The 24,154-nt window shown below is 34.5% G+C and carries 21 protein-coding genes; 11 read left to right on the forward strand and 10 right to left on the reverse strand.

Translation table 11 applies throughout. The features are described from left to right. Positions 1-22: 22 nt before the first annotated feature. A complete protein-coding gene (locus GJV77_RS04355; RefSeq protein ID WP_155035131.1) occupies positions 23-1,099 on the reverse strand; it encodes a DUF3810 domain-containing protein in 1,077 nt (358 codons plus the stop codon). Positions 1,100-1,167: 68 nt separating this feature from the next. Between GJV77_RS04355 and GJV77_RS04360 the strand changes: the two genes are divergently transcribed. From GJV77_RS04360 to GJV77_RS04390, 7 genes are all read left to right on the forward strand, one after another. Next, entirely contained in the window at positions 1,168-1,428 is a 261-nt protein-coding gene (locus GJV77_RS04360) for a (2Fe-2S) ferredoxin domain-containing protein (protein WP_155035132.1), read from the forward strand. Positions 1,429-1,818: 390 nt separating this feature from the next. Then, a complete protein-coding gene (locus GJV77_RS04365; RefSeq protein ID WP_155035133.1) occupies positions 1,819-3,294 on the forward strand; it encodes a S41 family peptidase in 1,476 nt (491 codons plus the stop codon). A gap of 809 nt (positions 3,295-4,103) precedes the next feature. After that, on the forward strand, positions 4,104-5,576 hold the full coding sequence (locus GJV77_RS04370) for an aminoacyl-histidine dipeptidase (protein ID WP_155035134.1): 1,473 nt from the start codon (positions 4,104-4,106) through the stop codon (positions 5,574-5,576). A 211-nt stretch (positions 5,577-5,787) separates the two neighbouring features. After that, positions 5,788-6,375, forward strand: a complete 588-nt coding sequence (locus GJV77_RS04375) for a YceI family protein (RefSeq protein ID WP_155035135.1) — start codon at positions 5,788-5,790, stop codon at positions 6,373-6,375. Between the two features lie 95 nt (positions 6,376-6,470). Beyond that, positions 6,471-7,544 (forward strand): peptide chain release factor 1, encoded by a 1,074-nt coding sequence (gene prfA / locus GJV77_RS04380; protein WP_155035136.1) that lies wholly within the window; start codon positions 6,471-6,473, stop codon positions 7,542-7,544. 72 nt (positions 7,545-7,616) lie between these two features. After that, positions 7,617-8,438: an orotidine-5'-phosphate decarboxylase gene (gene pyrF / locus GJV77_RS04385; RefSeq protein WP_155035137.1), complete on the forward strand. Its 822-nt coding sequence runs from the start codon at positions 7,617-7,619 to the stop codon at positions 8,436-8,438. Next, positions 8,435-9,235, forward strand: coding sequence for an ABC transporter substrate-binding protein (locus GJV77_RS04390; protein WP_155035138.1), 801 nt, complete (start codon positions 8,435-8,437; stop codon positions 9,233-9,235). Before pyrF ends, GJV77_RS04390 begins: the two co-directional genes overlap by 4 nt. A 150-nt stretch (positions 9,236-9,385) precedes the next feature. Here GJV77_RS04390 and GJV77_RS04395 read toward each other — a convergent pair whose 3' ends face one another. Beyond that, entirely contained in the window at positions 9,386-10,204 is an 819-nt protein-coding gene (locus GJV77_RS04395) for a DUF4197 domain-containing protein (protein ID WP_162853984.1), read from the reverse strand. Positions 10,205-10,230: 26 nt separating this feature from the next. Then, positions 10,231-10,761 carry a DUF7935 family protein gene (locus GJV77_RS04400; RefSeq protein WP_155035139.1) on the reverse strand — a complete coding sequence of 177 codons (531 nt, stop codon included), beginning with the start codon at positions 10,759-10,761 and terminating at the stop codon, positions 10,231-10,233. Between the two features lie 248 nt (positions 10,762-11,009). On the opposite strand from GJV77_RS04400, the gene GJV77_RS04405 reads away from it, so the two are divergent. From GJV77_RS04405 to sucC, 3 genes are all read left to right on the forward strand, one after another. After that, positions 11,010-13,352, forward strand: coding sequence for an ATP-dependent helicase (locus tag GJV77_RS04405; RefSeq protein WP_155035140.1), 2,343 nt, complete (start codon positions 11,010-11,012; stop codon positions 13,350-13,352). A gap of 19 nt (positions 13,353-13,371) precedes the next feature. After that, positions 13,372-13,992, forward strand: coding sequence for an L-threonylcarbamoyladenylate synthase (locus GJV77_RS04410; protein WP_155035141.1), 621 nt, complete (start codon positions 13,372-13,374; stop codon positions 13,990-13,992). Between the two features lie 149 nt (positions 13,993-14,141). Beyond that, positions 14,142-15,335 carry an ADP-forming succinate--CoA ligase subunit beta gene (gene sucC, locus GJV77_RS04415; protein WP_155035142.1) on the forward strand — a complete coding sequence of 398 codons (1,194 nt, stop codon included), beginning with the start codon at positions 14,142-14,144 and terminating at the stop codon, positions 15,333-15,335. 146 nt (positions 15,336-15,481) lie between these two features. Here sucC and GJV77_RS04420 read toward each other — a convergent pair whose 3' ends face one another. The 3 genes from GJV77_RS04420 to GJV77_RS04430 form a co-directional block, all read right to left on the reverse strand. Beyond that, the gene (locus GJV77_RS04420) at positions 15,482-15,916 is read right to left on the reverse strand and encodes a DUF1456 family protein (protein WP_155035143.1); all 435 of its coding nucleotides are present in this window, start codon (positions 15,914-15,916) and stop codon (positions 15,482-15,484) included. 35 nt (positions 15,917-15,951) lie between these two features. Further along, on the reverse strand, positions 15,952-17,937 hold the full coding sequence (gene uvrB, locus GJV77_RS04425; protein WP_155035144.1) for an excinuclease ABC subunit UvrB: 1,986 nt from the start codon (positions 17,935-17,937) through the stop codon (positions 15,952-15,954). Positions 17,938-18,041: 104 nt separating this feature from the next. Then, positions 18,042-19,253: an OmpA family protein gene (locus tag GJV77_RS04430; RefSeq protein ID WP_155035145.1), complete on the reverse strand. Its 1,212-nt coding sequence runs from the start codon at positions 19,251-19,253 to the stop codon at positions 18,042-18,044. Between the two features lie 166 nt (positions 19,254-19,419). On the opposite strand from GJV77_RS04430, the gene GJV77_RS04435 reads away from it, so the two are divergent. Continuing rightward, entirely contained in the window at positions 19,420-19,842 is a 423-nt protein-coding gene (locus tag GJV77_RS04435) for an NUDIX domain-containing protein (RefSeq protein ID WP_155035146.1), read from the forward strand. 17 nt (positions 19,843-19,859) lie between these two features. On the opposite strand, the gene GJV77_RS04440 is transcribed toward GJV77_RS04435, so the two are convergent. The 4 genes from GJV77_RS04440 to GJV77_RS04455 form a co-directional block, all read right to left on the reverse strand. After that, positions 19,860-20,138, reverse strand: coding sequence for a DUF3817 domain-containing protein (locus tag GJV77_RS04440; protein WP_155035147.1), 279 nt, complete (start codon positions 20,136-20,138; stop codon positions 19,860-19,862). Positions 20,139-20,252: 114 nt separating this feature from the next. Further along, positions 20,253-20,630 carry a hypothetical protein gene (locus GJV77_RS04445; RefSeq protein WP_162521560.1) on the reverse strand — a complete coding sequence of 126 codons (378 nt, stop codon included), beginning with the start codon at positions 20,628-20,630 and terminating at the stop codon, positions 20,253-20,255. Between the two features lie 248 nt (positions 20,631-20,878). Next, a complete protein-coding gene (locus tag GJV77_RS04450) occupies positions 20,879-21,721 on the reverse strand; it encodes a DUF4249 domain-containing protein (protein ID WP_155035148.1) in 843 nt (280 codons plus the stop codon). Between the two features lie 4 nt (positions 21,722-21,725). Further along, complete coding sequence (locus GJV77_RS04455) at positions 21,726-24,113, reverse strand: TonB-dependent receptor (RefSeq protein WP_155035149.1); 2,388 nt, start codon at positions 24,111-24,113, stop codon at positions 21,726-21,728. Positions 24,114-24,154 lie beyond the last annotated feature (41 nt).

Below are 24,154 nucleotides of genomic sequence, written 5' to 3' on the forward strand. Positions count from 1 at the left end.
GGTGATTTTAATCACCCTTTTTTTATGAATATATACTCACTTTCTTGTTGTAGTTAATTAATAGCGCTAAAAACTTATTGTAAGACCGAATGCCTTCTTTTTGATTATTAGTCTTTAGAAATGCGCCATAAATATGTTTAAATGCTCTATCAATTATAGTTTTGTGTTTGTTCCAAAAGACAGTGTTTTCATAGATATTTATTCGTACACCAGGGTAGAGGCTAGCGACTATTTGGTCCGCTTTTGCACTATCTGTTCTATATAATTCACTAAGGCAAAATCGAAGAGCGTATATATTTGCAGCATATTGATCGATTAACTCTTTTTGATTATATGTAGCTAAGTATCCAATAAAGTTGGCGTCAGATTCACGAGCATATCCCATTTGGTGAGAGATCTCATGGGAAGCTGTGATGATCATGGTTAGATTTGGTATTTGATTATTGACCTGTGCTTCTATTGTAAAGGGGTTAATGTAGCCCCCAAACCCTGCGTAGGTCAATGGTGTACTATACAAAGAGGAATTGATGCTAGTCGGAAAATATCGGTATAAATTTAACTGTATGGCTGTAGTTTCGATTCCTTTTTGAGCCTTTTTGAATATCTGGTCTAAGGATTGTCTATTGACTACAGCTTGCGCAGTGTTATTGGTTAGTTGGTATTGTTGTATGTTGACTAATTTACTGAGTTTTGTTGTAAGCGCTATCAAGTCTGTTGTATCATACGATAGACCAATTGCTAGTTTATCCTGCAGTGAAGTTCTATAGTTGTTTAGTCCCCAAGTGAGATTGAATAAAATAAAAAAGAGTGTGTATGCTTTTATAGTAAAGCCTGTGCATGCTATTATTTTGTCTTTTAGCAATGGTGATTGACGTATGGTTTTAGTTAGCTTTAATAATAGATATATTCCTACTATTATGTAAAAAATGTCTCCTATTGAAAAGGGTATATAGGCGGTGCAAAAGTTTAGTGTCTTACTATAATAATAGTAAAACCCTTGTGAATAGTGCTTTTCTACAATTTCTGTATTGCTTTTTAGCAGTGATAACCCTCCACTGAAGAGTAGAAAAATAAGTGTCCAAAAGCCTATTTTTTTCATAATATTTCCTCTTTATTAATTTAGAATAGATAAGAATAGTTATATTTGCCCTATAATTTATGCATCATATGGGTAAAGTTAAGAAAGGTGAGAAAACAATCTTTATATGTGACGGAAAAAAATGCTGTCGCTATAATCAAGAAGTAAAATCTTGTTTGAAAGAGTTATTTGATGCGCAAGGAGATAATTGTGCTTTTTCTATGTGCGCGATGAAGTGTCAAGGAATGTGTAAGCAGGCTCCAGTGGTGTATGTTTCTTCCCATGATAAATACAAGAAAGAGGTGGGGAGGAAAAAAGCGAAGAAGATATTCGAAAAATATGTAGTTTGATTTGAAGGTGGTACCAGCTATGGTTTCACCTTTTTTGTTTACTGTCTATAGAATAAAATAAGAAGAGAATAATCTGTTATACGTGATTAATGGGGTTATTTTGACGGTTTTACTTATTTTTATAAGGTTTGTTTTGTGTGAAAGTTTGTTTGTGTTGGATGGTAGCAATTTTGCTAATATTATTTACGACAGAACATTTATAGTCTTTAGTTTATTTTTTTTCTGCTTAAGCGATGTGATTACTAAGGCGCTTATTATTTGTTTTTAATTAGGTTGGAATATATTCTATCTTTGCAGCTATGTTTTCCGTAGAAAATGTAAAATATATTGAATGAATATGCGTTATAAATTGGTGTTTTATAAGACACTATTCTAAAGTAAATTGTTTTCATGATAAAGAAGAGTATGTTATTGCTTGTTTGTTTGTTTGTACAGACATTGGTTTTAGGGCAAAAGAAATATGATGAATTAACGAAAGATGATTATTTGAAGGATTTTGATGTATTAGTTGATATAATTAAGAATCAACACCCGAATCCTTATCGTTTTATTACAGAAAAGAAGTTTGATTCTTCAGTGAAAAAATTAAGAGCAGAATTAGCTTCGGAGCCTACTTATGCTAAGTTTTTACTGTCTAATCCCTTGCCTTTTATCAAAGATGCTCACTCTGGTTTGACAACAGACCTGCTTATTTTTGAAGATTTTTCAAAGACAGCAACATTCTTTCCTCTAAGTACAATTGTGTTCGATAATATGGTTTTTGTTAATCAATACAATAATTCTATTTCAGCAGGAGCGGTTATAGAGCGAGTGAATGGAAAGACTACAGCTGAGTTGTTGGATAATATTCGAATCAGTGCAGATGGGTGTATAGACGCTATAAACGCGAAAGATTTTACGTTATATGTATCATTGATGTATTCGGGGGTAAGTGAATATACTATTGAGTATAGAGAAAGTCTGATGAGTGAGGAGCTTAAGACGATAACTTTACCTTCAGTTGATTATGCGAGGAGTTATTATAACTCACAGAAGTCTATTTTGCCTATTGATTTGATTAGTTATTCATATGGGATTTTTGGGCAACAGTTGAATAAACAGACCTATAAATTGACTATTAAATCTTTTGGTTTTTCAGAAGAGTACGCTTATCACAAGTTGAGTAACTTCTTTGAAGAACTGAATGAAAAAGGAGTCAAAAATTTAATTCTCGATATTAGGGGGAATGGAGGGGGGCTTTTGAGTAATATCCCATTGTATTATTCTTTTATTTCTAGGGAGAAGATGTTTAAGAATAATTATCGATACGCGACAAAAGTGTTAGATATTAAAGTAAGAGAAAATCTTGTTGATAATAATGGACGTCCGATATCGGAGATGGATATTAAGAATATGGATAACTTTATGTATCAGCGTTATGATGAAGTAGAAGGGCAGGATTACTATTATGGGAATAATCGTCTAGATGAATCTTATGTAGAAAATTATCCTCGTGATAGAAGAGCTTTTGAGGGTGATGTGTATTTGTTGATAGATAATAATACAGTGTCTGCTGCTACTTATTTTGCAGCTTTATTTAAAGAGAATAATAGAGGGGTAATTGTAGGGCAAGAAACACGTACTTGTAGCAACTTTACCACTGCTTCTTGGTTTATTAATTATAAGTTGCCGAATACACAGACGATTGTAGATTTGCCTAGATCTGAGGTGTTTTTTAATGATAGTATTGGTCAAAATAAAGGTTGTAGAGGAGTGATACCTGATGTAGAAACTTCCCTTGATCAGTTTTATAAGGGACTCAATGAAGTTGAAGATCCTGAGGTTTCTATCGTTTTGGATTTGATTGAACAAAAGAGTGCTATATAAGATTAGTAAGTGAATAACGAGAGTGTATTCCCTTGTCTTAGAATACAGGCTTTAGGCTAACGTATCTATGGAGGTTGCAGGTTTAGGGCTCTGTATTTGTAGATTGTTAAAATAGATAAAGAGGTTGTTTTTTTGGCTTACCCTAGCTAGAGAGAACAACCCTTTTTTTTGTAGAATAGTCAAAATAATATGTCAAGCGATTTAGGCGTGTCGTACAAAAGATGATATCAAGGCAGAAGATAAGTTTAATTGATAAATTTTAAATAGAAGAGGGTGATTTTTTGGACTGTTTGGTTTGATGTTTTGAGATGGGTGCAGTATCCTTGAGGTATTCTTCCCAAGGAATAGCTTCTGGGCAGGAATACCTGAGGTATACTGCACGTATGGCTCAAGCTTGGCAGTAGTAGGGGAGAAAATCGGGTTCAAATATGGTTAAATTTAGAGGTAATATGAATTAGGTGGTGACTTTATGTCTTTTCTGTTTTTTGTCAGGTAGAGCTTTATTTGTAATTAAGTTTGTAAGAGAGGGTATTGATGTGCCGTTATGTCTTTGTGGGTGGTTTAGGAATAAGAATATGGGGTACTACTTTTTTAATTCAGAATATGAAGTTACTTGTTTTGCTAGAAAAAGGGATACGGAGGTTTTTAGGGTAGTGTAAGGTAAGTTGACTTTATGGAGGGTGCTTTTAGTTTTTTTATCCTTAGGGAGTTAGTGTTTAAGTAATCTTAAAGTATTCTTTAGATGTGCTGTATTAATTTTAAATCATTAAATTTGAGACAACTTAATTAGAAAAGAACAACTAAATAATATGAGTCAAGAAGTAAGAAATTTAGAGCCAAAACAACTTTGGAATAAGTTTGCTGATTTAAATGCAGTTCCTCGTCCTTCTAAAAAAGAAGAAAGAGTAATTGAGTTTATGATGGATTTTGGAAAGAATTTAGGTTTACCTACCATAAAAGATGAAGTAGGAAACGTAATCATAAAAAAACCAGCTACTGCAGGTATGGAGAACAGAAAGACAATTGTGATGCAATCACACTTGGATATGGTTCACCAAAAGAATAACGATACAGTATTTGATTTTGATACACAAGGCATCGAGATGTATATCGATGAAGATTGGGTACGTGCTAGAGGGACAACATTGGGAGCGGATAATGGTCTTGGTGTTGCGACTATCATGGCAATTCTTGAAAGTACTGACATTCCACACCCAGCTATTGAAGCTTTGTTTACAATTGATGAAGAAACAGGTATGACTGGTGCTAAGGGGCTAAAAGGAGGTCTATTAGAAGGTGAGATATTGTTGAATTTGGATACAGAGGAAGATGATGAGATAGATATCGGATGTGCTGGTGGAGTAGATGTAACAGCATCTGCAGAATACGATGAAGAAGAAGCGCCAGAAGGATCAGTAGGTTACCGTATTACTGTAAAAGGATTAAAAGGTGGTCACTCAGGAATGGATATTCATAAAGGTTTAGGGAATGCTAACAAGATTATGAATAGATTGTTGTTTGATGCATTTGATAATTTTGGATTGCAGATATCTAAGATTAAAGGAGGAAGCTTGAGAAATGCAATACCTCGTGAGAGTGTAGCAGAGGTTATCATTGCTAACGCTTTTGATGAAGCATTTGTATTTGATATGACAGCTATAGTTGATGAAATCAAAGCTGAATTACATACAGTAGATCCTGATTTTGAAGTGGTATTCGAAAAATTAGAAGCTACAGATACACCTAAGAAAGTAATGCCTTCTATGGCGCAATACTTTTTTGTGCGTTCAATGTACACAGCACATAATGGTGTTTATCGCATGAGTCCTGATTTTGAAGGGCTAGTGGAAGCTTCAAATAATATTGCTAAAGTAGATGTAGCAGATGGTCAGTTGACAGTAAAATGTTTGACAAGATCCTCTGTTGAGTCTTCAAAAATGGATGTAGCGAATGGATTGCGTTCAGCATTTGAATTAATGGGATGTGAAGTTGAGTTTTCTGGTTCGTACCCAGGGTGGAGTCCTAATCCAGATTCAGAAATCTTAGATATCATGGTTGATATTTATGAAAAGCAGAATAATAGTAAGCCTGATGTAGTGGCTTGTCATGCGGGGCTAGAGTGTGGAATTTTGGGTACACATTACCCTGATATGGATATGATTTCATTTGGACCAACGATTAGAGGTGCTCACTCTCCAGTAGAGCGTGCAAGTATAAAGTCAGTTCAGAAATATTGGAACTTCGTGTTGGAGATTTTAAAACAGATTCCTGAAAAAAAATAAAGACAGTAGGTAAAAATTATTTTTTCCTATCATATTGTTTTATATAAGACTTAGTCCCAGGTAGCTGTAAGCTATTTGGGGCTATTTTTTTTAGAGAGAAGAGGGTGATGATCGTTTATTTGCGGTTTAAGGAAATTTTAAATAGGATAAGTGAATTGTTCTGTGACATTTTTTATAAATTAGTCGAAACAAAAAATAAAAACTCAATAATATGAAAAAAGCACTTTTAGCTTTAGCGTTAGTAGGAACATTTGCAGTTTCTTGTGGTGAGAAAAAGCAAAAAACAGAGCAAGCAGAGAAGACAGAGCAAGCAGTAGTTGCGGAATATACACATTCATTAGAATGGACAGCATTCAAGACTCCAGAAAAAGTAGGGGTAAAAGGACAATTTAAAGATATTAAATTAATCGATGCGAATACCGCAGCAGCGACTGTAGTTGAAGGACTTAAGGATGCTAAATTTGTAGTGGTGACTTCGTCTGTATTTACAAATGACGAGGGAAGAGATGAAAAACTTAAAGGTCAGTTTTTTGCTAAAATGTTAGGGAATATTAATGGATATTTTGGCGAGTTTAAAGATGGTAAAGTGGCAGTTAATATTACGATGAACGGTATTAATAAGGAGAAAGAATTTACTTATACTGAACAAGATGGGGTGTTGAAACTGAATGGTTCTATCGATATTTTAGAAGATTTTACTGCCAATACAGCATTTGATAGTTTGCATGAAGCTTGTAAGGACTTGCACGCAGGAAAGACCTGGTCTGATGTTGATTTAGCAATTGAAATTAAAAAATAAACCTATTAAAAGAGGTAAAATGTGAGAGGGATAGTAATATATCCCTCTTTTTTTTTAAATTTGCATTCCAAATTAATTATCTGTATTTTAAAGATATGATAGATAGATTACAAATTATAAAGCAACGTTTTGATGAGGTTTCAGATTTGATTATTCAGCCTGATGTAATCGCTGATCAGAAACGTTATGTACAATTGAATAAAGAATATAAAGATTTAAAACAGCTAGTAGAGAAACGTGCTGAGTATTTGAATCTTACTGGTAATATTGAAGAGGCAAATGAGATAATTGCTGATGGTAGTGATGCTGAAATGGTGGACATGGCTAAAATGCAATTAGATGAAGCAAAAGAAAGATTACCAGAATTAGAAGAAGAGATTAAGTTCTTGTTGATTCCAAAAGATCCAGAAGATGCTAAAAACGTTATGGTTGAAGTACGTGCTGGAACAGGAGGAGATGAGGCAAGTATCTTTGCTGGTGATTTATTCAGAATGTACACGAAGTATTGTGAGTCAAAAGGATGGAGAACATCTGTAGTAGATGTAAATGATGGAACTTCTGGAGGGTATAAGGAAGTTATTTTTGAAGTTACTGGAGAAGATGTATATGGTACATTGAAGTTCGAAGCAGGAGTGCACCGTGTGCAACGAGTTCCTCAAACAGAAACGCAAGGACGTGTGCATACATCTGCGGCTACTGTAATGGTGTTGCCAGAGGCAGAAGAATTTGATGTGCAAATTGATATGAATGACGTTCGTATTGATCTTTTCTGTTCTTCAGGTCCAGGAGGGCAGTCTGTAAACACGACTAAGTCTGCTGTACGTATGACGCATATTCCTACAGGTCTTGTGGCGCAATGTCAAGATGAAAAATCTCAACACAAAAATAAAGATAAAGCATTGTCTGTATTGAGATCTCGTTTATACGAAATGGAGCTTGCTAAAAAGCAAGAGGAAGATGCTAAGAAACGTAATTCTCAAGTAAGTAGTGGGGATAGATCTGCAAAGATCCGTACATATAATTATCCTCAAGGCCGTGTAACAGATCACCGTATCGGTCTTACGCTATATGACCTTGATGGAGTAATGAATGGTAACTTGCAAAAGATTATTGATGAATTACAATTAGTAAGTAATACTGAGAAGCTGAAAGAAAGCGAAGTATTCTAATTAAATTTAATGATATTTATAAACCACACTTACAGCTGTAATGTGTGGTTTTTTTTAAAACTAATTTTTATAATGACAACACAACAATTATTTGAGCAAATTAAAAAGAAGCAATCGTTTTTATGCATAGGACTTGATGTGGATATGAGTAAGATACCTGCTCACTTGCTAGGAGAACAGGATCCTATTTTTAGCTTTAATAAGGCAATTATCGATGCTACACATGATTTGGCTGTATCCTATAAACCGAATATTGCATTTTATGAAGCTTATGGTATAAAGGGGTGGGAGTCTTTGAAAAAAACAATTGATTATATCAATACAAACTATCCTGAATTATATACGATCGCTGATGCGAAACGTGGAGATATTGGAAATACGGCAAGTATGTATGCAAAAGCTTTCTTTGAAGATATGAGTTTTGACAGTGTGACTGTTGCTCCATATATGGGGAAAGATTCAGTAGAACCTTTTTTAGCTTTTGAGGATAAACATACAATTTTATTAGCTTTGACTTCTAATCAAGGGGCTTTTGATTTTCAGACTCAGTTAGTTGGGACTAAACCAATGTATCAAGTGGTGTTGGAAAAATCACAGACTTATGCGAATGCGGAAAACTTAATGTATGTAGTCGGTGCGACTAAAGCAGAGTATTTTAAAGAGATTAGAGCAATAGTGCCGAATAATTTCTTGTTGGTGCCTGGTGTAGGAGCTCAAGGAGGTAATTTGCAAGACGTGTGTAAGTATGGTTTAAACGATCAGGTTGGTCTATTGATCAATTCTTCGAGAGGTATAATTTACGCGTCTTCTGGTAGTGATTTTAAGGAGAAAGCAAGAGAGCAGGCGTTGCTCCTACAAAGAGAGATGAGTGAGATATTAAAAGGTAGGCTATGATAACATTAAAAGATCAAATAGGTCAAGAGCACAGTTTTGAAAAAACACCAAAGCGCATAGTGTCCTTAGTGCCTTCACAGACGGAGACTTTATTTGACATGGGGTTGGAAGAGGAGTTGGTAGGTATTACTAAGTTTTGTATTCATCCTTATCACTTAAAAGCAACTAAAATAAAGGTAGGTGGTACTAAGAAAGTGCATGTTGAAAAAATTAAAGCACTTGAACCAGATATTATTATCGCTAATAAAGAAGAAAATACACTGGAAATCGTAGAGAGTCTGAAAGGTATTTGTCCTGTCTGGGTAACTGATGTTGTAACGCTTGATGATAATATTCAAATGATAGAAGATTTTGGAGCGTTGTTTAACAAGCGTACAGAAGCAAAAAAATGGATAGATAAGTTGAATTATGCTACGAAGGATTTTATCAATTACGTGAAAGATAAAGAGTCCTACAAAGTAGCTTACTTTATTTGGAGAGAGCCTTATATGGTAGCTGGTAGAGATACGTTTATCAATGAATTGTTAAGGCTTAATAGGTTTGAAAATGTATATGAAGCGAGAGAAGAGCGTTATCCAGAGATAGAGCTGAGGAAAATAAGAATTCAGGGAGATCCTGAGGTAGTATTTTTATCTTCAGAGCCTTTTCCATTTTCAGAGGAACATGCCTTTGAGGTAGGTCGATTTACGCATCATGGTAAAACGGTCTTTGTTGATGGAGAGATGTTCTCGTGGTATGGAACACATTTGTTCAGAGCATTTGACTACTTTAAACAAATACACGAGCGATTGTCATAAAAATAAAAGCCGAGTAGAAATTCCTACTCGGCTTTTTATTTAACTAACCCTAACTTTATGAAATAAATCATATAGTGGTACAAATATCAAAAAAAAATTGGATAATGCAGGTTAATTGAATGTTATAATATTGTTATTAAGGTCTTTTGTTTAAAAAATTCCGATTTTATCAAAAATACTTTCTTTTTTAGGAGTATTGTTGGCTTTATCTTCTTTTGAATTGTCCGAAGTGTTTTTATTTGTAGTTTTTGTTGAGTTATCCTGAATTGAGAATACTTCTTTTAGTAGTTTATTAGATCGAGATCCACCAATATTTTCTCTAATGTTGTCTTCTTCAACAGCAATCATTTTGAATACACCATTCATGGTTTCCTTAGTAACATAGTCTGTAAGGTCTGTGTTGACAGGAGAGACTAGAGGTAATTCGTTGTATGTTGAAAAAATCTTTTCCCATACTTGGTCAGCTCCCACAGTAGCTAGTGAAGATTGTATGACAGGAGAGAACTTAGCATACAATGCTTTGTTGGTACTTTGTTTTAAATAATTTGTGGCTGCACCATTACCATCAAGTAAGATGTTTTTAGCATCTTTGAAAGTAATGTTTTTTACTGCATCTACGAAGATGGGAGTTGCTTCCTTCACTGCGTTTTCAGCAGCTCTGTTTAACAAAAGAAGACCTTGGTCAGCAATATTACCCATTCCTAAATTTCTCAAAGCACGGTCGACTTTTTGTATTTCTTCGGGTAATAAAATCTTTACCAATTCATTTTTGTAGAAACCATCTTGTTTAGTTAGGTTGCTGACTTGTTTTTCAATTCCCTTATCTAAAGCTTCTTTTAATCCACTGGCAACTTTGTCTTGGCTAATGCTACCGATTAGGTCGGTTACTTTTTGAGCATGGATCTGATTTGTGTTGGCTGTGCTTAGTACTAATGATAGTACAGCCATCATGATTAACTTTTTTTTCATAGTGATTAGATTTAAATATTGTTGTTTTATAAGTATTGTTTTGCTTCTGACTTGATGGCAGATAAGCAAAATGCTGTGCTTTGCGTTAGTATAGAACTCTCTTCTATCAACTGCTTTTGAAGTTGGGTAGCATTGATAACTCCCGGTCTATTAGTTGTATTTTGAACTGCAGTAAGAATGCTGTTTTTATGTTTATTAATAAGCTCCCATAGTTCTTCAGAAATATAAACTTGTTGGGATAGGTTGTACTCGTACTCTTGAGTGATATTTTGTATTAAGCCTAAGCTATAAAGTTGACTATCTTCAGTGTTAAGAGGAATTCTAAGCAGAAGTTTTTGCAGGTCAATACGTTCAATAAAGAGAGTTAAACGTTCGAGGGCTTGTAAGCGAAGTGCAGTCGTGTCAATTTTTTGTTGGCCTTTTAGGTTATCAATAATAAACTTATCGCGTTGACTTTGTCGTTTTAGTATTGCGTTAAAGTAGATATAAGAAAGTGCAGATACTACAAGAGCTGGTATAGTATAGGCTATAAGTTGTAGGATAAATTCTGTGTTCATAGTTTAGCTTTTACAGCAAAAATAAGTATTAATCTGCTTTGTCTAAGTAATTGCTTTAAAAAGTTAAGGAGGAGTTTAGTAAAGGGGTTTTGGTTGTAGGGGTGAGGGGAGTTAATATGGATTGATAATAGTTGTAAAAGGAAGTACTAGAAAAGAAATACAAGGGATTTTGCTATGATTTATACCATCAAAAAACTTGTTATAAATGGATACTAATTGTATTTTTGGCTTTTTAGGATTATATGGATATGCAGAATTATATTGATCAGTTAAATGATGCGCAAAGAGCTCCTGTATTACACAAAGAGGGGCCAATGATAGTGATTGCTGGAGCAGGCTCTGGAAAGACTAGAGTATTAACTTTGCGCATAGCCTATTTGATGCACGAAGGAGTTGATGCATTTAATATTTTAGCATTGACATTTACCAATAAGGCGGCTAGAGAAATGAAGGCCAGGATTGCTCAAATTGTCGGAAATACAGAAGCAAAGAACTTATGGATGGGGACTTTTCACTCTGTATTTGCTAGAATATTGAGAAGTGAAGCTGACAGATTAGGATATCCTAGTAATTTCTCCATCTATGACTCTCAAGATAGTCAACGATTGATAGGTCAGATTATTAAAGAGATGCAATTGGATAAGGATATTTATAAGCCTAAAGAAATTTTGAGTAGGATTTCTTCTTATAAGAATAGTTTAGTTACTGTAAAAGCTTACTTTAATAATCCAGAATTACAAGAAGCAGATGCGATGAGTAAACGTCCGCGTATTGGAGATATTTACCAGAATTACGTAGAGCGTTGTTTCAAAGCTGGAGCAATGGATTTTGACGATTTGTTATTGAAAACTAATGAGTTATTAAATACATTTCCAGATGTACTAGCAAAATATCAAAATCGCTTTAGATACATATTAGTAGATGAGTATCAAGATACCAATCACTCGCAGTACTTAATTGTAAGAGCGTTGTCAGATCGCTTTCAGAATATATGTGTAGTAGGTGACGATGCGCAGAGTATTTATGCCTTTAGGGGAGCGAATATTAATAATATATTGAACTTTCAAAAAGACTATGAGGGAGTGCAAACTTACCGTTTAGAACAGAATTATCGATCTTCTCGTAATATAGTAGAAGCCGCTAATACTGTAATTGATAAGAATAAGGTAAAGCTCGAAAAGGTTGTTTGGACAGCTAATGAGTTTGGGCCGAAGATTAAGGTGCACCGTTCGCTGACAGATGGAGAAGAGGGACGTTTTGTAGCTTCTACAATTTTTGAAGAAAAAATGCGCAATCATTCCAGTAATAGTGAATTCGCTATTTTGTATAGAACTAATGCGCAGTCTCGTGCAATGGAAGATGCTCTTCGAAAGAAAGATATTCCTTATCGTATATATGGAGGCTTGTCTTTTTATCAACGTAAGGAAATCAAAGATGTTTTGTGTTATTTGCGATTGATTATTAATCCAAAAGACGAAGAGGCTTTGGTAAGAGTAATTAATTATCCAGCGCGTGGTATTGGAGCTACAACGATGGATAAGCTAACGATTGCTGCTAATCACTATAAAAGGTCAATTTTTGAAGTGATGGAGCATATTGATAAAATTGACTTGAAGATTACCGCAGGGACTAGAGGTAAATTGACTGATTTTGTCAATATGGTTAAAGCATTTCAAGCGCTTGAGCAAACAATGGATGCTTATCAATTGACTGAGCATGTAGTGAAAAAGACTGGCTTGGTTCAAGAACTAAGGAAAGATACTACTCCTGAAGGAATCACGCGTATGGAAAATATCGAGGAGTTACTTAATGGTATTAAAGATTTTATTGAAGGTCAGAAGGAAATTGATGGGGCTAGAGGTGCTTTAAGTGAATTCTTAGAAGACGTTGCTTTAGCTACAGATTTAGATAAAGATAATGGAGATGATGATCGCGTAGCTTTAATGACTATTCACTTAGCTAAAGGTTTGGAGTTTCCAACTGTGTTCTGCGTAGGAATGGAAGAAGATTTATTTCCAAGTGCGATGAGTAAGAGTACGCGTTCAGAACTAGAAGAAGAAAGAAGGTTGTTTTATGTAGCTTTAACTCGTGCAGAGCATCAGGCATATTTGACTTATGCGCAATCAAGATATCGTTGGGGTAAATTAGTAGATAGTGATCCTTCTTGTTTTATCGATGAGATTGATGACCAATATTTGGAATACTTAACGCCTGTGGAGACTAACTATAGGTATAAGCCAATGATTAATTCAGATGTATTTGGTGATGTAGATAAGAGTAAGCTACGTCTTAAAAAACCAACTAATGGTACGCCACCATCTTATGTAACTGAAAACGAAGAGACAGCTAATAAGGAACGAAATATTCGCCGATTAAAACCAATAGACCGAAGTACTAAGGCGGTAACAGATAAAACAGGGGTAAATGGAGAGTTATCTATAGGACAAATAGTAATGCATGAACGCTTCGGTAAAGGGGAGATATTAAATCTAGAAGGATTAGGAGCTGATCGCAAAGCAGAAATTAGGTTTGATGTTGGGGGAATAAAAAAATTATTATTGAGATTTGCTAAGCTACGTGTATTGTCGTAAATTGTAATTAAAAAAAGGAATGGCACAGTTTATAAAAATATATCCAGATAACCCGAGTGAGAAGGAGATTGATAAGGTGGTGAAGGTTTTAAGAGAAGGAGGGCTTGTTATTTATCCTACAGACACTGTATATGGATTGGGTTGTGATATTACAAATTCTAAGGCTTTAGAGCGTATCGCTAAGATTAAAGGGATTAAGCTTGATAAGGCAAACTTTTCATTTATCTGTTATGATTTGAGTAATATATCGGATTATGTAAAGCAGATTGATACAGCTACATTTAAGATTTTGAAGAAAGCGTTGCCGGGTCCTTATACTTTTATTCTTCCTGGAAATAATGACTTGCCTAAAGAGTTTAAGAAGAAAAAGACTGTGGGTATTCGCGTTCCAGATAATAATATTGCTAGAGAAATTGTTCGAAAGCTAGGTAATCCTATTGTATCCACCTCTATATATGACGAAGATGAGTTGTTAGAATATACGACAGATCCAGAATTAATATTAGAAAAGTGGGGTAATACTGTAGATCTTGTTATTGATGGTGGATATGGAGACAATACAGCCTCTACGGTTGTCGACTTGTCTGGTTATGAGCCTGAAATAATTCGCGAAGGAAAGGGAGATATTGATATATTTTAACCACATTAGAGAAAAATTAATTATTAAAATAAATAAAACAAGGTTAAATAGTATACAAAATGTAATAGAACTTAATTTTAAATTAGGGGAATTCAAACTGAATTGTTATTTTTGTATCTGTTTATTTAAAAAGCTAAACGTATCACACTATGAATTTACATGAATTTCAAGGTAAAGAAATATTAGCTAGCTACGGTGTAAGAGTACAACGTGGATTAGTAGCTAACAACGCAGAAGAAGCAGTTGAGAAAGCTAAACAACTTACAGAAGAAACTGGTACAAGTTGGTATGTAGTAAAAGCTCAAATCCACGCAGGAGGTAGAGGTAAAGGAGGAGGAGTTAAGTTAGCTAAAAACTTAGACGAAGTTAAAGAGCTAGCTGGTAACATCATCGGAATGGACTTAATCACTCCACAAACTCCACCAACAGGAAAGAGAGTTAATAGAGTATTAGTTGCAGAGGACGTATACTACCCAGGAGAAAGTGAAACAAGCGAATTCTATATGTCTGTTCTTTTAGACAGATCTAAAGGTCGTAACATGATTATGTATTCTACAGAAGGTGGAATGGATATCGAGGAAGTAGCTGAGAAAACTCCACACTTAATTTTTAAAGAAGAGATTGATCCAGCTGTAGGATTACAAGGTTTTCAAGCAAGAAGAATTGCCTTCAATTTAGGATTGTCAGGTAATGCATTCAAAGAAATGGTTAAATTCGTAGATGCTTTATATAGAGCATATATCGGAAGTGACTCTTCTATGTTTGAGATTAACCCAGTGTTGAAGACTTCAGATGATAAAATCTTAGCTGTAGATGCTAAAGTTACTTTAGATGACAATGCACTTTACAGACAAAAAGCATATGCTGAATATAGAGACTTAACTGAAGAAAGACCAATCGAGGTTGAGGCTAATGAAGCAGGATTAAACTATGTTGATCTTGATGGAACAGTAGGATGTATGGTAAATGGGGCTGGATTAGCAATGGCTACTATGGATTTAATTAAGTACGCTGGTTTTGAGCCTGCTAACTTCTTAGATGTAGGAGGAACAGCTGATGCTAAACGTGTTGAGACTGCTTTCCGTATTATTTTAAAAGATCCTAATGTGAAAGCTATCTTAATTAATATCTTTGGAGGTATCGTTCGTTGTGATCGTGTAGCTCAAGGAGTTGTAGATGCATACAAAAATATGGGAGATGATATTAATGTGCCAATCATTGTTCGTTTACAAGGAACAAATGCTGAGGTTGCAAAAGAATTAATCGACCAATCTCAAATGCCAATCTTATCAGCTGTAGCTTTTCAAGAAGCTGCTGATCAAGTAAAAGCTGCTTTATCTTAATTCATTAGAATTAACTGATATATAATAAAAAAAGAGTGATCAAGTGGTCACTCTTTTTTATTTTGTTATATTATGAATATATTAAGCAAAAAAGGACAGTATGTTTTTAATATACTGTCCTTTTTAATTATTGTAAGAAAAACTTGTTAAGCTTTTTTATTCTTACCATTATTGAATTTAATACCACTAAAAGGGTTGTGTTTGTCTTCTTTCTTAACTGGAGTAATCTTCTTTTTAGGTTTGTTAAAGTCTTTTTCTCTTGTCGGTTTAGTTTTTTTAGTAACAGTAGAAGTGTGATCTTTTTTGAAGTTTTTTTCTTGAGCTTTGTTGTTAGCTAAAACTTCTTTTGGTTTTTTGGGATTCTCTTTTGTGCCTCTTAAGTGAATTACAAGCCCGTTTAAGAAGTTTCTAAGCACTTGGTCTCCACACTCAACATATTTTGGGTGGTCAGCATTTCTAAAAAAATTACCTATTTCTCCTTTTGAAATTCTAAAGTCAACTAACTCTAGGATTTCTACTATTTGGTCGTCTCTTAATTGTAAAGCGACTCTTAATTTTTTAAATATATCGTTATTTGTCATCTTCCTACTATTTTTGCAAAGGTAATTATAAAAGCTTAAAGTTTATCTTTTAGTACTTTTATTTCATCTCTTAATCGGGCAGCATTAATGAAATCAAGATCTTTAGCAGCCTTTTCCATTTCTTTGCGTTTATCTCTAATTAATTTTTCTATATCTGTTTTGGACTTGAATTTTATTTCCTCTTCTGCGGCTTTTTGTAATGCTTCTTGTTGATAATTCTCATAAGAGTTTTTGACTAATTCACTACCTATTTTTTTGTGTATTGCTTGTGGGGTTATGTTGTGTTTAGTGTTGTACTCTATTTGTTTGCTTCGTCTGTAGTTAGTTTCGTCAATCGTCTTTTGCATACTGTCTGTTATTTTATCAGCATACATGATAGCTTTACCATTTACATTTCTTGCTGCTCTACCGACAGTTTGTGTTAATGAACGATGGCTTCTAAGGAAACCTTCCTTGTCTGCATCTAAAATAGCTACTAAAGAAACCTCAGGTAAATCTAAGCCTTCTCTTAGTAGGTTAACACCAATTAAGACATCAAAAAGTCCTTTTCGTAAGTCTTGCATGATCTCAACACGTTCTAGCGTATCAACGTCAGAGTGGATGTATCTGCAGCGTATACCTACACGGGTGAAGTATTTAGCAAGTTCTTCAGCCATTCGTTTTGTTAGAGTTGTTACTAAAATACGCTCGTCAATTTCTACTCTTTCCTGTATTTCATTGATTAAATCATCTATTTGATTCTCTGTTGGGCGAATCTCTATAATGGGATCAAGTAACCCGGTAGGGCGAATCAATTGTTCTACGTATATGCCTTCAGACTTTTGTAGTTCATAATCGGCTGGTGTTGCAGATACATAGACAACTTGGTTTTGCATAGATTCGAATTCTTCAAATTTAAGAGGTCTATTGTCTAATGCGGCTGGTAATCTGAACCCATATTCTACAAGATTTTCTTTTCGTGAACGGTCTCCCCCATACATAGCGTGAACTTGTGAAACTGTTACGTGACTCTCGTCGATTACCATAAGGTAGTCTTTTGGGAAATAGTCTAAAAGGCAGAATGGACGTGTGCCTGGCTCTCTGCCATCTAAGTATCGTGAATAATTCTCAATTCCAGAACAATAACCTAGTTCTCTGATCATTTCTAAATCAAAGTTTGTGCGTTCTTCTAGTCTTTTAGCTTCAAGGTGTTTGCCGATTTCTTTGAAATACTCCACTTGTTTAACCATGTCTTGTTGGATTTCCCAGATAGCTTTTTGTAATACATCTGGTGAGGTAACAAACATATTTGCTGGATATATGTTTAGGTTAGTGTATTTTTCAATGACTTGAGCAGTGCTTTTGTCAAATACTTCAATATCCTCAATTTCGTCTCCGAAGAAGTGTATTCTAAATGGGTCGTCAGCATAACTAGGGAAAATCTCTACGGTATCTCCTTTGATTCTAAAGGTTCCTGGTAAAAAGTCAGCTTCAGTTCTAGCATATAAGCTCTGTACTAATCTATGTAGGAGCTTAGTTCTGCTTATCTGTTGGTCTAATTCTAAAGTAATTACATTCTTTTGAAACTCTGTAGGATTACCAATACCATATAGGCAGGATACAGATGCGACTACTAAGATGTCTCTTCTTCCTGATAGAAGGGCAGAAGTAGTGCTTAGACGCATTTTCTCTAGTTCTTCGTTTATTGATAAGTCTTTCTCGATATATTGTCCTGTAACAGGGATAAATGCTTCGGGTTGGTAGTAATCGTAATATGATACAAAGTATTCTACGGCATTATTCGGGAAAAAGCTTTTAAACTCAGAATATAACTGGGCTGCTAATGTTTTATTATGAGCTAGGACTAGGGTGGGTCTTTGTACCTCTTTAATTAAGTTGGCTACAGTAAATGTCTTTCCAGAACCAGTTACTCCAACTAAAGTTTGGTACTTTTCTCCATCTAAAACTCCTTTGCTTAGTTTTAGTATTGCTTCAGGTTGGTCACCTGTAGGTTTGTAATCTGATGTTACCTCAAACTTCATAGTTAACTTGTAATATAGAATATACAAAGTTAATTATAATAAAGCAAAAAAGCGCAAGATTACTCTTGCGCTTTTTTTATAATATAAAATTACTTGTTCTCTAATTATTTGATTTTGAAAACAACTTTTCTAGCTAAAGATTTAGCAGAAGCTGAATCTACACCTGCTCCTTTAGTAGAAACTCTTGAAGCGTTAACTCCAGACTTAACAATGATATCTTTGATTGCGTTAGCACGTCTCTCAGATAATTTGTTGTTGTATTGTTGGTTTCCAGTTGCATCAGCATATCCAATTACTTCAACTGAAGCAGATGGATTGTTTTTCAAGTAGTTTACGATGAAGTTAACTCCTGATACAGTCGATGGTTGAGCTTTATCAAAATCAAAGTAAGCAGCAACATATCCTTTGTTGATTAAATCTTTGATTAATGCAGCGTCATCAGAGCTTACAGGTTTGTTTAAATCACCATATTTCTCATCGATATATTTTTCGATGTTGTCAGCGATACCACTATTGTTTGTGTCGATAGTTCTACCTTTAGAATCAACTAAAGTGTTAGCTGGTGTGTTAGGCTCTAGGTCTAAGTAATCAGCAACTCCGTCATTGTCAGAATCTTTAAGGTCGTTCTCGATTTTAGTTAATTTGTTGCTTAACTCTTCGATAATTGTATTATCTTTTGCTTCAGCGTACCAATCTGCGTGTTGAGCGTGTTTACCTAAATAGATAGATACTCCAACAGTAGCATTGAACATTGTTCCTTGGAATACACTTCTGTTTGTAGCAGAAACACCATCCCAGTTTTGGTTTTGTTGAGCATTTTGAATTACAGTGAAGTCAGCATTTAAAGCTACTCTACGGTGTAATTTCACTTGTCCTGTTAATCCAGCCATTAAATGTGCCATGTTATCAGTTCCAGTGAATCCGTCACCTTTTAACCAAGAGTATCCCCCCCCAGCGTGTGCTTGTACGTTGAATACGCTAGTCCAAGATTCGAAGTTTAAAACTCTACCTAAGTTTACAACTCCTTCTAAGCTTGTTCTGTAGTGGTTAGCTTCGTTGTTAATTTTGTTTGTCCACTCATCTAGTTTGTCATAACCGAAAGACGCTTTAAGACCAAACTTGTTATTGAAACTATAACGTACACCTCCATCTAAATGTAGGTTTTTGAAAGTTTCTGCTGAATAACCTGATGAAAGTGTTCTTGCTGGTTTTGCAAAACCACCATTTAGGTCAACTGACCATTTGTTGTAATCCTGCGCTGTAGCAGTTCCGAATACAAACAGTGAAGCTAATAACGGTAATGTTAATTTTTTCATAGTTGTCATTTTAATTTCTTTAAAATACGATTATTATTTAATTCGCATTTTTTTACTAATTGCTTTACTAGGCAAATATAATAGAAAGATTTTGATTTCATCTACTTTTTCTTGAATTTTACAAAAATTATGTAGAAAACATTGCATCTATTTTAATAAATATACTATGACTTATATATCAAAGACTTTTGTTACCGTGGATATTGTTCTATTTAAAGAGGAAATAAACCAAAAAAGAATTCTTTTAATTAAGCGCAAAAATGAACCTTTTCGTGATAAATGGGCATTACCTGGGGGGTTTGTTGATGAGAATGAAGACTTACTTGTTGCGGCTAAGCGTGAACTGGTAGAGGAAACATCTATTGTTTGTGATTCATTAGAGCAATTAGGCGCGTACGGACGACCTTTTAGGGATCCTAGATCTCATGTAGTCAGCATTGCTTATTTGGCTACTGTTGATGCAAATATTGTAGGTGTAGCTGCTGATGATGCTAAAGAATTAGCGTGGTTTGATATAGCTAATTTACCAGAATTGGCTTTCGATCATGCTCATATTATTGTAGATGCAATAAAAAAGACCAAATCTTAAGATTTGGTCTTTTTTATTTATGCTTTTTCTAATAATTTCTTTTCCATTACAAACGTTCCAAATGGTATTACTGATGCTATACATATAAGTCCGTAAGTTTTCATACTCCATTTTTCATCTGATTTAATGACTGTAGCGATTACGATGTAAGCAATGAAAAGTATTCCGTGAATCATACCTACACTTCTAACTAGTTCTGGTTTATCCCATATATACTTTAGGGGCATAGCAATAAATAATAAAACTAGTAGTGATAAACCCTCTAATAGAGCGATGAATTTGAATGTTTTAAGCATTGTAATAATATTAATTGTTTGATTGGCTAAAATAGCTTTTTAAACTAAATAAAAATAAAAAGGTCTAATTATTTGTAAATTAGACCTTTTTTATATTTCGAAATACAGACTTTGTTAGAAAGCTTGAAATCTGCTATTATATTCTCTTAAATCTGCAAGATTATGTTTATTTTCCACATCTTTAAAAAGCGATAGTAAATACTGAAGACTTTCTAAATCTGTTTGTTCTGTAGTATTCTTAGCCTCAGAACCGTTTTCATTTTCTTCCTCTTCTACAGGTTCGTCTGAAGGAATTGCAATTAAAAAAGCATGGTTGTTTTCAATGTGCTCGTATGCTAATCTAATTCCTTTTACTAAAACAGGCTTTTCTTCTAATAGAGCAAACTCTCTTAGTTTTTTTAGACTTTCAACGATTGAACTTACCACTAGACCATCAGCAATTAAGTCTGATTGGATTTGCTTGATTAATTTTAAGGCATTTGCGTTTTCCACAGTATAAATCTTTTAAGTAAAAAATTATTTGGTGCAAAAGTAATCTTTTTCCCAATTAAAAAACTAATAAATACACGAAATTTTTATTACCCATTTTGTCATTTTCATTCGTTTTTCACGATATCTATGTTTTTCTATTGTGATTCAACGTTATGCTTAATTATTTAGTTGGGTATTTATGGGTTACTTTCTTTGCTTTTATTGTTTGGCAGTACTGAGCCTTGTTTGTTAATACTTACTGTTGGCTTTTATTCTTCATATATTGTGTGCGAAATTGTTCGTCTCTCCGTAACTCTAAAGTAACCTTTAGCATCTTTTCCTGGAGTAGTGAGATTTTTGACATTCCCTTTTATTTGTGCTATTGGTGCTTGGAATGGCCCACCACCATTGCTTATGCTAGCACTTAGCATATGCAAAAAATCATAGTAATTACGTGATATTTGGTGGAAGTCTAAGGTGACTGTATCACCTACTTGGTATTTTTCGTCTATATCTAGGAAGGTTACATCAATTACATTGCCTTTTGAGAATTCATTTGATTGAACTCTTATTTCAGGGTTGAGTGCTTTGTGCTGAAAGTAATTGAAGTAATAATTTAATCTTTTCCCTTCTATAGGTGTATCTTGAAAATAAGACTTAATTTGATACAAATCTTTCCCCATGATATTGATTTTTGATTGCTCGATTTTAATGATCTCGGGTGTCGTGATTAATTCTTCGACTGCTTCATATACTTGATTATTGTGTTCTATGTGTAGTATATATTTATTATTTACGAAGTCTTTTTTTACTTCAGTGGAAATGTATTCACCTGTTTGACCAACTTCTATCAGTGTATAGCGATTTCCTTTACCATCTTCAATCCATACTGTTGCGTTATTTACTTTAGGTATTTCTTTTTCATAGTATCCAGTAGTCATTGTAAGCTTTACCGATACAGTGTCTATTGTTTTTTCTGGATTGAAATCGATATTTCCTTCTACCACTAAGGTAGGTTCTCCTGTATTTAACTCTAAATCAATTACTTTTTCACAGGAAATTAGTCCTAGAATGAATGTGAAGAGTACTAGTTTACTTATAATTGTTTTCATTGATTTAGAATTTAAAGTTATACGTTACGCTTGGTACTATGCCAAATACAGACATTCGAACAGCTTCATTTTGCCCTTTGATATCAGCATTCTCTCTAAATGATATCGAGGCGGCATTCGAGCGACCATAAAGATTGTATATTCCAAATACCCATTCCGACCTCCAGTTTTTTCTACTAGTTGGATTAGGGGTATAGGTAGCTGAAATATCTAAGTGGTGAAATGCTGGTAAACTATTGCTGTTTCTTGCTCCAAAGGTTGGAATACGATTGCCTAGGTAGTCAAACTGACCATCTGGAAAGGTAGCTGGTCGACCAGTTTGATAAGTGAAACTTGCTCCAAAATTCCATTTAGTGCTTAGGTCATACATAGCTGTGATTGATAAATCGTGTGTTTTGTCATAGGCTGTTCTATACCACTTTCCTTGGTTTATTCCTGGTTCATCTGCTGTTCTTCCGGGTGTTCTTTGTTCTGATTTAGACAGGGTGTATGCTACCCAACCTGTTAGTTTTCCTAGGTTTTTTCGCACCATTAACTCTAGTCCATAGGCACGTGATTCTCCTACTAAGATTACGCGTTCTAGTGCTTCATTACCTATTAATTCTGCTCCATCAATGTAGTCTACTTTGTTCTTTCCAGTTTTATAGAATACCTCTGTTTCTAGACTGTATTTTGCTTCTTTGAAATTGTGGAAGTATCCCAATGCTACTTGATCGACAATTTCTGGTTTCAAGTATTTGCTACTTGGTGTCCAGATATCTAAGGGGGTTGGAGCGGCTGTATTTGAAATTAAATGTAGGTATTGAGCCATTCTGTTGTAGCTCGCTTTTATCGATTGTTCGTCATTAATGATGTAAGCTAATCCTATTCTCGGTTCAAAATTATTGTAGTTTTGAATTGTTTTACCACTGGCATAGGTTTGTTTACCGATATAATCTGCCATTTTATACAAACCTAGTTCTTTGTCATACCATACGGGTTGATTGTTTTCGTATAGATTGATCGTTTCTTTTCCGATGTTTGAAAAGGAAGAGAAGCGCAATCCATAATTTAAGCTGAAGTGTTGTCCAATATTCTGTTCAGCTTCTATATATACAGCATTTTCTAGAGCGTATTTGTTATCTAATTTACGGTAGTTGATTTGTGAATCTGGCTTTGTTGGCTTCATGATGCCAGGTGAAAAATTGTAATACTGGGTGCTTAGTCCGTATTTCAATTGGAGGTTTGGTATCACATCATGTGTGAAGTCATATTTAAATTGAAAGTTTTTTATATTGGAATCCCATTTAAACCCCACTAGATCGAGTTCTAATCCATAGATATAGTCACTATAGTTTAGTGTCATTCTACTACTTAAGCTGTCGCTAAACAAGTGATGCCATTGTAGAGATCCAACTGTATTTCCAAAGTTGTTCTTTAGTAAGTCTGTAAAGCTAAAGATGTCTCTTCCAAAGTATCCTGAGAAAGTCAACTTATTTTTTGCATTTAAGTCAAAGTTTAATCGAGTATTTAAATCATAGAAATAAGCAGAGTTTTTGTTGTCTGATAATTTTAAGAATAAATGGGCGTATGACGCACGACCAGCTAGAAAAAATGAGGATTTGCCTTTTTGGATAGGTCCTTCAAACTTGGCTCTACTAGATATTATTCCGATACCTCCTGTCGCATGATAATCGTCTAGTTTACCGTCTGTCTGAAACACTTCAAGGACAGAAGATGCTCTACCTCCAAATCGCGATGGTATTCCTCCTTTGTATAGCTTTAAATCTTTTATAGCATCTGAATTAAATACTGAAAAGAAACCAAATAGATGAGAAGAGCTATATACTGGCGCATCGTCTAGCAGTACTAGGTTTTGTCCTGCGGATCCTCCACGAACATTAAATCCTGCAGCACCTTCTCCTGCATTGGTGACTCCTGGCATTTGAAGTATTGATTTTAATACGTCTGTTTCTCCTAGTACTACAGGCATTTTCTTCACATCTGAGATTGAGAGCTTGTTGATACTCATTTCTGGCTTTCGAATGTCTGTCTTTTTACTATTCTGTACGATTACAACTTCATTTAGTTTGGAAGCTGAGCTGACTAACTTGGTCTGTATAGAAGTAGCTTCTTTGACTACAATAGTCTGGGTTGATGTATCGTATCCTACATAAGAAGTTTTTAGGGTATAGGTTCCTGCTCTTAGTGTAAATGTAAAATAACCTGCAGAATCAGTCATTGCAGCTAGATTAGCTTCTATCACTTGTACGGTTGCTCCTGGTAATGCATCAGTCTGATCTTTTACATAACCATCTAATTTGTAGTTTTGTTGTGCGTAGTTTAACGTGCTACACAACAAAAATATCAGGCAAATAATTGAATGTGTCTTAATTTTAAAATGTAATATCATTGTTTTCGTGAATTCAAGTTATAAATGCAACATTAGTCATT

The organism is Myroides pelagicus (assembly GCF_009711055.1).
Lineage (GTDB): Bacteria > Bacteroidota > Bacteroidia > Flavobacteriales > Flavobacteriaceae > Flavobacterium > Flavobacterium pelagicum.

Excerpts from the sequence above, each read along its gene's own strand:
- pyrF (WP_155035137.1), top strand. The coding sequence starts at position 7,617 with ATGACAACACAACAATTATTTGAGCAAATTAAAAAGAAGCAATCGTTT.
- GJV77_RS04365 (WP_155035133.1), top strand. The coding sequence starts at position 1,819 with ATGATAAAGAAGAGTATGTTATTGCTTGTTTGTTTGTTTGTACAGACA.
- GJV77_RS04430 (WP_155035145.1), bottom strand. The coding sequence starts at position 19,253 with ATGAAAAAATTAACATTACCGTTATTAGCTTCACTGTTTGTATTCGGA.
- GJV77_RS04400 (WP_155035139.1), bottom strand. The coding sequence starts at position 10,761 with ATGAACACAGAATTTATCCTACAACTTATAGCCTATACTATACCAGCT.
- sucC (WP_155035142.1), top strand. The coding sequence starts at position 14,142 with ATGAATTTACATGAATTTCAAGGTAAAGAAATATTAGCTAGCTACGGT.
- GJV77_RS04405 (WP_155035140.1), top strand. The coding sequence starts at position 11,010 with ATGCAGAATTATATTGATCAGTTAAATGATGCGCAAAGAGCTCCTGTA.
- GJV77_RS04390 (WP_155035138.1), top strand. The coding sequence starts at position 8,435 with ATGATAACATTAAAAGATCAAATAGGTCAAGAGCACAGTTTTGAAAAA.
- GJV77_RS04435 (WP_155035146.1), top strand. The coding sequence starts at position 19,420 with ATGACTTATATATCAAAGACTTTTGTTACCGTGGATATTGTTCTATTT.
- GJV77_RS04355 (WP_155035131.1), bottom strand. The coding sequence starts at position 1,099 with ATGAAAAAAATAGGCTTTTGGACACTTATTTTTCTACTCTTCAGTGGA.
- GJV77_RS04420 (WP_155035143.1), bottom strand. The coding sequence starts at position 15,916 with ATGACAAATAACGATATATTTAAAAAATTAAGAGTCGCTTTACAATTA.
- GJV77_RS04360 (WP_155035132.1), top strand. The coding sequence starts at position 1,168 with ATGGGTAAAGTTAAGAAAGGTGAGAAAACAATCTTTATATGTGACGGA.
- GJV77_RS04440 (WP_155035147.1), bottom strand. The coding sequence starts at position 20,138 with ATGCTTAAAACATTCAAATTCATCGCTCTATTAGAGGGTTTATCACTA.
- GJV77_RS04375 (WP_155035135.1), top strand. The coding sequence starts at position 5,788 with ATGAAAAAAGCACTTTTAGCTTTAGCGTTAGTAGGAACATTTGCAGTT.
- GJV77_RS04455 (WP_155035149.1), bottom strand. The coding sequence starts at position 24,113 with ATGATATTACATTTTAAAATTAAGACACATTCAATTATTTGCCTGATA.
- prfA (WP_155035136.1), top strand. The coding sequence starts at position 6,471 with ATGATAGATAGATTACAAATTATAAAGCAACGTTTTGATGAGGTTTCA.
- GJV77_RS04410 (WP_155035141.1), top strand. The coding sequence starts at position 13,372 with ATGGCACAGTTTATAAAAATATATCCAGATAACCCGAGTGAGAAGGAG.
- GJV77_RS04450 (WP_155035148.1), bottom strand. The coding sequence starts at position 21,721 with ATGAAAACAATTATAAGTAAACTAGTACTCTTCACATTCATTCTAGGA.
- GJV77_RS04395 (WP_162853984.1), bottom strand. The coding sequence starts at position 10,204 with ATGAAAAAAAAGTTAATCATGATGGCTGTACTATCATTAGTACTAAGC.
- GJV77_RS04370 (WP_155035134.1), top strand. The coding sequence starts at position 4,104 with ATGAGTCAAGAAGTAAGAAATTTAGAGCCAAAACAACTTTGGAATAAG.
- uvrB (WP_155035144.1), bottom strand. The coding sequence starts at position 17,937 with ATGAAGTTTGAGGTAACATCAGATTACAAACCTACAGGTGACCAACCT.